Below are 7,101 nucleotides of genomic sequence, written 5' to 3'. Positions count from 1 at the left end.
GAGCGGATCGCGATCTATCCGGCGCGGCACTTCGTCAGTTCGTCCGAGACGGTCCGCAAGGCGATTTTCGGAATCGAGCAGGAATTGCGCGAACGCCTGGCCGACTTTCGCGAACAGGGCAAACTGCTGGAAGCCCAGCGCCTTGAATCGCGCACCCTCTACGACTTGGAGATGCTGCGCGAGATCGGCTATTGCAGCGGCATCGAAAACTATTCGCGTTACTTCTCCAACCGTGCTCCCGGCGAACGGCCCTACACGCTGATCGACTTTTTCCCGGAAGACTTCCTGCTGATCGTCGACGAATCGCACCAGACAATTCCGCAAGTCAAGGCGATGTATGCCGGCGACCGCTCGCGTAAGGTCGTGCTGGTTGAGCATGGGTTTCGGCTGCCCTCAGCCTTCGACAACCGCCCGCTCGTCTACGACGAGTTTGTCAAACTGATCCCACAGACCATCTACGTCTCTGCCACCCCGGCGGAGCTGGAGCTGGCCAATTCCGAAGGTGTGGTTGTCGAACAGTTGATTCGCCCGACGGGTCTGGTCGACCCGGTGATTACGCTCAAACCGGTCCAGGGGCAAATCGACGATTTGATCGGCGAAATCCGCAAGCGCGTCGAGCAACACGAGCGCGTACTGGTCACGACTTTGACCAAGCGCATGGCTGAGGACCTAGCCGACTACCTCGGCCGCCTCAATATTCGCGTCCGCTATCTGCACTCGGAAATCGATGCCATCGACCGCACCGAGATTCTTCGCGACCTGCGGCTGGCGGAGTTCGACGTGCTGGTTGGAATCAACCTGCTGCGCGAAGGACTCGATTTGCCGGAAGTCTCTTTGGTTGCGGTGCTCGACGCCGACAAGGAGGGATTCCTGCGCTCCGAGACTTCCTTGATGCAGACCGCCGGCCGCGCGGCGCGCCATGTCAGCGGCGAGGTCATCATGTACGCCGACAAGATCACGGACTCCATGAAACGGATGATCTCCGAAACCAATCGGCGCCGCAAAATTCAGGTGGAATACAACGAAAAACACGGTATCGTGCCGGAGTCGGTGCGCAAAACACGCGAAGAAATCCTGGCCGCGACCCGCTTCGCCGACAGCAAGGAAGCCGAGGTCGAAGAGTCGACGTTGCCCGATTTCTGGGAGGTTATGCCGCTCGAAGATCGCGTCGACTTCCTGACCCAACAGATGGAAGTCGCCGCCGAGGAGTTGGAGTTCGAACGGGCGGCCGCACTGCGCGACCAAATCCGCGCGCTGAAGGAAGGCACCAAGCGCAAACGCGCCCGGCGGTAACCCGTTGCACATCCCGGCCGCTGGTGCGTACTCGTACTGTAGTGTGGAGGAAGACTGAATGAAGGAGTTCCTGTGCCGGCTGGCCGCTGTCACCGCTTTGCTGACGGCCATTCTGTTGTTTGCCTGCAGCGAAAAGCGCAGCACCGACCTTGACCTTACCGACCTGTCTCAAATCACGTCCTATATCAATAATGACGTCACCGGAGTCTCGGCCTACCCGTTGGTCTGGATTGACACCGTCAGCCGCGCTGACCGCTATTCCAAACCGACGGCCGCAGTCGCAATCAATCCGCTTGACTACTGGGTCGAGCTGCTGCATTCCGGCCGCAGCATCGAAATCGCCGATTCGTGCGCCCGCGACGAATTCAACGAGGGCGCCGACTCCTGTGATCTGATCCAGCTCGACTCGGGAGCACGGGCCCGGACGCGTATTGCCCGCATCCTGGATTCGCTGGTATGTCGCTATCACATCGTGGATCGCAGTGACTCCAGCGTCACCACCAAGGACGTCAAGTACAAAGAAATCCAATATGCGTTGATGGCGAAGCTGGACAACAATCAAGCTGCCTACCGTGGCTGGCGCATGTATGCCGTTGGCCGCCATCGCCACGGTCTGGGGTATACCGCCAACACCTTCCCTGTCGTCGACTCTGTCGTCCTGGAGTCGCGCGCTCGCGCTGAGCAACGCGTGGTCTCCTATCCGACGCAACGAATCCGCTACGTATCGCTGGTGAACATACCGACCTTTCACCCCGGCGAGCCGCTGCGCCTGACCGCTTTCACTCGCGCGCGCTTCGGTAATCCGCCGATCCAGGATGCCTACGCGCATATCAACGTCAATGGCACAATTCTTCACGATTGGATGGGGCCGGACGTCTCGACCGACGAGGGGAAGCAGATCTTTGAGTTTGATTTTGACGAAAGCTCCGGACTCGCGCCCGGACTCTATGCCCAGGTGACAGTCGAACTCTTCCAGGAACAGACGCTTCGTGAAGAAGCGCCCAACGCGTTCGCGAATATGATCTGGGGCATCACCTACCGCGTCGAGCAGTAGACACTAAAGCAGCACGGCCTTGGGTAAATCGGCGAGCTTGTCGATTCCAATTAGATTGATCCCGCGGATTGACTTCAATCCCTTCAGGTTCTTTTTCGGCATCACAATCCGCTCAAACCCCAGTTTGGCGGACTCCGCAATCCGCCGCTCAATATAGGGCACGGCCCGCACTTCCCCCGACAGGCCAACCTCCCCGATGATCACGGTCTTCGGCACGATCGGAATCTCCTCGACCGAGGAAATCAGCGCTGCAATCAGACCGAGATCGAGTGCCGGATCGTCAATCTTCAGCCCGCCGGCCAGATTGACAAAGACATCCCGCTGCCCGAACAACACTTTCTGTCGTTTCTCGAGAATCGCCAACATCAGAGCCAATCGGCGCGAATCGTAGCCGGAGGTCACCCGCTGCGGAAATCCGAAGTTGGTTTGCGTTGCCAGCGCCTGCAGTTCGAGCAGCAACGGCCGTTGTCCCTCCACCGCCGTCACCACCGCGCGCCCGGGGACATCATCCGGGTATTCATCGAGGAAAAGTTCCGAGGGGTTGGCCACCGCCGACAGCCCCGCTTCGCCAATCTGGAAGATCCCCAACTCTGCCGCCGGTCCATAGCGGTTCTTGCGGACGCGCAGGATGCGAAACAGATTGTGGCTCTCCCCCTCGAAGTACAAGACCACGTCCACCAAGTGCTCCAGCACCTTCGGTCCGGCAATCGCGCCGTCCTTGGTGATGTGCCCGATCAGAATCAGAATCTTGTCAGAGCGTTTGCAGAAGTCGACCAGTTCGGCCGCGGCCGAGCGAATCTGGCTCACGGTGCCGGGCGCCGACTCGAGATCGGGATCGTAAAGGGTTTGCACCGAATCGACGATGACCAGCGCTGGACTCACCTGATTGATCAGCGCGTAGATCTGCGGTAACTCGCGGATCGCCCCAACCTGAACGGCGTCGTTGGTAACCCCGAGCCGCCGGCCGCGCAAGGCCACCTGCTGCGCCGATTCCTCGCCGGTCAGATAGAGGGTAGGATAACCGCGCTCCGCCAGCGCACCGGCAACCTGCAACATCAGCGTTGACTTGCCGATTCCGGGCTCGCCGCCGATCAGAATCGATGAGGCCGGAACGATCCCGCCGCCGATCAAGTGGTCAAATTCATCGAGCCCCGTCTTGATCGCCGGCTCCGCTTCCAGTTCATAGCGCGTGATCGGGACCACGCGCAGATCGCCGGCGTCCGAACGCGCGCGCGACTGTCTCGCGGGAACGATCTTCTCCTCGACGATCGTGTTCCACTCGCCGCAGTCGGGGCACTTCCCCATCCAGCGGGAATAGCTATGACCGCAGGCGGAGCAGACAAAGACGGTCTTTTCGGCGGATTTCCCCTTCACGATCACACCTTAGAAAGGAGTGGGATTATTGCGAATGTCTTCGCGATTCTCGAAGCGAATAAACTCGTCGAGGAAGGTCAGTTTCACCGTACCGGTCGGGCCGTTACGTTGCTTGGCCACGATGATTTCGGCCAGATTTTCGTCAGGCGTTCCCTTCATTTGCTCGCGCTCTTCATCCGTCAACTTGTACGCCGACGGCCGGTACACAAACATCACGACGTCCGCATCCTGCTCGATGGCTCCCGATTCGCGTAAATCAGCCAGAATCGGCCGCTTCTCGCCGCCGCGGGTTTCAACCATGCGGGAAAGCTGGCTGCAGGCGATCACTGGAATTTCGAGTTCTTTGGCCAGCCCCTTCAACGATCGTGAAATCAGCGAGATTTCCTGCTGGCGGTTCTCGGTCCGCTCGCCCGCGTTCATCAACTGCAGGTAATCGACAACTATCAACTGCAAATCATACTGGCTCCGCAGCAGCCGCGCCTTGGTACGCAGATCCCAGATCGTCATCGTCGCCGTGTCGTCGATAAAGATCGGCGACTCCGCCAGCGGTCCCGCCGCCAGATTCAGGTTCGTCCATTCATGATCGCGCAGTCGCCCGGTGCGCAAACGATGCGAGCCGACCCGCGCGCGCGAGCTCAACAACCGCTGCACGATCTGCTCGGCCGACATTTCCAAAGAAAACAACGCCGCCGCCTTGCCCAAATCGACCGCAACATGCTCCATCATGCGCAAGGCAAACGCCGTCTTGCCCATACCGGGGCGCCCGGCAATGACGATCAATTCGCCGCCATGCATACCCGCCGTCATCTCGTCCAGCTGCGTGAACCCCGACGGCAATCCCGTTACTTGTCCACGCAGTTGCTCCATCAGCTCCATCTTGCTGAAGGCGACCGGGATCAGGTTTTTGATCGACTCAAAGCCCTTGTCCGAGCGATGCATCGAAATCTCGAAGACTTTGCTCTCGGCAAAATTCAGCAGCTCGGTAACTTCCCCTTCCATGTGCTGGGCCTTCGAGAACAACGTGGCCGAGAGCTGCATCAACTTGCGCAAAATCGCCTTCTCGCGCACGATCTCGGCATAACGCTCGCAGTTGGCCGCCGAGTAGATGTCTTCCTGAAGTTCGACCAGATAGGCACGTCCACCAATCGCTTCCAACTGGCCGAGCGTGACCAGCTTGTCGGTCACTGTGATGATATCGACTGCCGTGTTCTGCTCGAACAGCTCGACGATCGCATCAAAGATCATTTGGTGGCGCTTCTCGTAGAAGTCGTCGCGATTGACGATCGTGCACACGTTGGAGATGTAGTGACTGTCGACCATCAAGGCACCGAGCAAGGACACCTCGGCCTGGCGATCGTGCGGGGGGGTTCGGTCTGTTTCGGGTGCGTCTATCCGTTGCATCTTATCCCGTTTTCACAAGCAGTAGCTGGATCTGATCTAACCATGCCAAAATACAATGCGGCGGCCGTCTCGGCAATTGAATCAGCCTGATTTTGACCACAAGTTGTGAACATCGACATGTGAATAACCGACGATGCCGTTCGTTCGAAGCTTAAACGCAATCCACCGCAGAAATGCAATCACATTATCGGCTTGCAACGAATTCCACAGGTGTGAATGCGCGGTTGCCCACAGGATCGGGTCAAGAAGGACTACTGCGATTGGGCCAACTGAGCGTCGTACTCGCGGCGAAGCATCTGCACATCTTCCCACGTCTCGCGCTTGTATTGCGGAAAGCGCAGCAATGCCGCCGGATGGTACGTGACCATCAGCTTCCTGCCGCCAAAGTCGAACCAGCGTTGGCGCATCTTGCCGAGCGGCGTTTGGACACCCAAAAGCGCCTGCGCGGAAATTCTGCCAAGACAGCAGATCAGCTTGGGGTTGATCAGCTCGATCTGTCGCTTCAAGTACGGCAGACACTCGGCCATTTCGTCCGGCTGGGGATCGCGATTGCTCGGCGGACGACACTTCACCACGTTGGCAATATAGACCTGATTTCGATTAAAGTTGATGGCCGCCAGAATCTTGTCGAGCAGTTGCCCCGCGCGGCCGACAAATGGCTCACCTTTCAGGTCTTCATCACGACCGGGCCCTTCCCCCACAAACATCACGTCCGCGTTGGGATTGCCGACGCCGAAGACGAACTTGGTTCGTCCCTGGTGGAGACGACACTTGGTGCAGTTCTTGATCTGTTCACAGAAATCGCTCAGCGATCCGGAGGTCGGTACAGCCGGCGCTGACTTGGCCATTTGCGTGGTCATCGTCACCGTCTCGCGCGCCACGCGGATTCCCCCCAATCCGAGTTCATCCTGCTGGCGCACCGCCTTGACTAAGAGATCAATGACTTCCTGTCGATCGGCCATTCCCTACTTCTTCCTCAGCTTCTCGATCTGATCGAGTATCTTCGCCGCCAATTGGGACTTGCTCATGCGCTCCAGCACGAGTTCCTTCCCATTGCGCAGCAAGATCGTCGCCTCATTGAAATCGCTTCCGAACTCGATTCCCGGCTTGGTCGGGTTGTTGAGCACGATAAAGTCAAGATTCTTGCTCTTCAGCTTCTTGACAGCATTGGCCTTGCTGGAGTCGACCTCAAGCGCGAAGCCAACAGTAATCTGTTTGGGCTTCTTCTGCTTGCCCAGCGCGGCGAGAATATCGGGATTGGCGGCCAGGTCGATCACTTCCGGTGTGGGGTGCGAGATCTTTGTCTTTGCCATCTTTGCTGGACGAAAATCCGCCACCGCCGCCGCCATGATGAGAATGTCGCAACCGGCAAATCGCTGGCGCAGCGTATCGTGTAATTGCTGCGCTGATTCGATGTCAAGGCGCTTGACGTTTGCCGGTGTTGGCAGCGTCGTCGGCCCGGAAATCAGGGTCACCGGCGCGCCCCGCGCTGCCGCTTCCGCTGCCAGCGCGTATCCCATCTTGCCGGAGGAAAAATTCGAGATGAAGCGTACGGGATCAATGCGTTCGATGGTTGGTCCCGCGGTCACGATTACCTTCTTGCCGGCCAGCGACTGCTTCCGGCCGAAATACTCGACGATGCGCTTGAAGATATCTTCCGGTTCTTCCAATCGGCCGACACCAACCGTGTGGCAGGCGAGTTCTCCCGATTCCGGCATAACGAACAGATAACCGAGCGTCTGTAGCTTGGCGATGTTCTCCTGTACGATCGGATTATTGAACATCTCAGTGTTCATGGCCGTGGCAATCATCACATCGGACTGCTTGGCCATCACGATTGTCGTCAGCAGGTCATCGGCGATCCCGTTGGCGACCTTGCCGAGGAAGTTGCCGGTTGCCGGCGCGACGACGATCAAATCCGCCCATTCCGCATACGAAATGTGATGCGTCGCGACATAACGATCGTCGGGAAACATTTC

6 protein-coding genes are annotated in these 7,101 nt (G+C 58.4%); 2 read left to right on the top strand and 4 right to left on the bottom strand.

Annotated elements, in window-relative coordinates:
• A partial coding sequence (locus IT585_13290) for a UvrB/UvrC motif-containing protein (GenBank protein ID MCC6964221.1) occupies positions 1-1,293 on the top strand: 1,293 nt, incomplete at its 5' end.
• A gap of 58 nt (positions 1,294-1,351) precedes the next feature.
• Entirely contained in the window at positions 1,352-2,347 is a 996-nt protein-coding gene (locus IT585_13285) for a hypothetical protein (protein ID MCC6964220.1), read from the top strand.
• Positions 2,348-2,350: 3 nt separating this feature from the next.
• On the opposite strand, the gene radA is transcribed toward IT585_13285, so the two are convergent.
• From radA to coaBC, 4 genes are all read right to left on the bottom strand, one after another.
• Complete coding sequence (radA, locus tag IT585_13280) at positions 2,351-3,721, bottom strand: DNA repair protein RadA (protein ID MCC6964219.1); 1,371 nt, start codon at positions 3,719-3,721, stop codon at positions 2,351-2,353.
• Between the two features lie 9 nt (positions 3,722-3,730).
• On the bottom strand, positions 3,731-5,122 hold the full coding sequence (gene dnaB, locus IT585_13275) for a replicative DNA helicase (GenBank protein ID MCC6964218.1): 1,392 nt from the start codon (positions 5,120-5,122) through the stop codon (positions 3,731-3,733).
• Between the two features lie 251 nt (positions 5,123-5,373).
• Complete coding sequence (locus IT585_13270; GenBank protein ID MCC6964217.1) at positions 5,374-6,084, bottom strand: uracil-DNA glycosylase; 711 nt, start codon at positions 6,082-6,084, stop codon at positions 5,374-5,376.
• Positions 6,085-6,087: 3 nt separating this feature from the next.
• Positions 6,088-7,101: bifunctional phosphopantothenoylcysteine decarboxylase/phosphopantothenate--cysteine ligase CoaBC (coaBC, locus tag IT585_13265; protein MCC6964216.1), on the bottom strand; the 1,014-nt coding region annotated here is incomplete at its 5' end.

This window comes from Candidatus Zixiibacteriota bacterium (genome assembly GCA_020853795.1).
Lineage (GTDB): Bacteria > Zixibacteria > MSB-5A5 > CAIYYT01 > CAIYYT01 > JADJGC01.
This window is presented reverse-complemented; position numbering and strand designations above follow the sequence as displayed.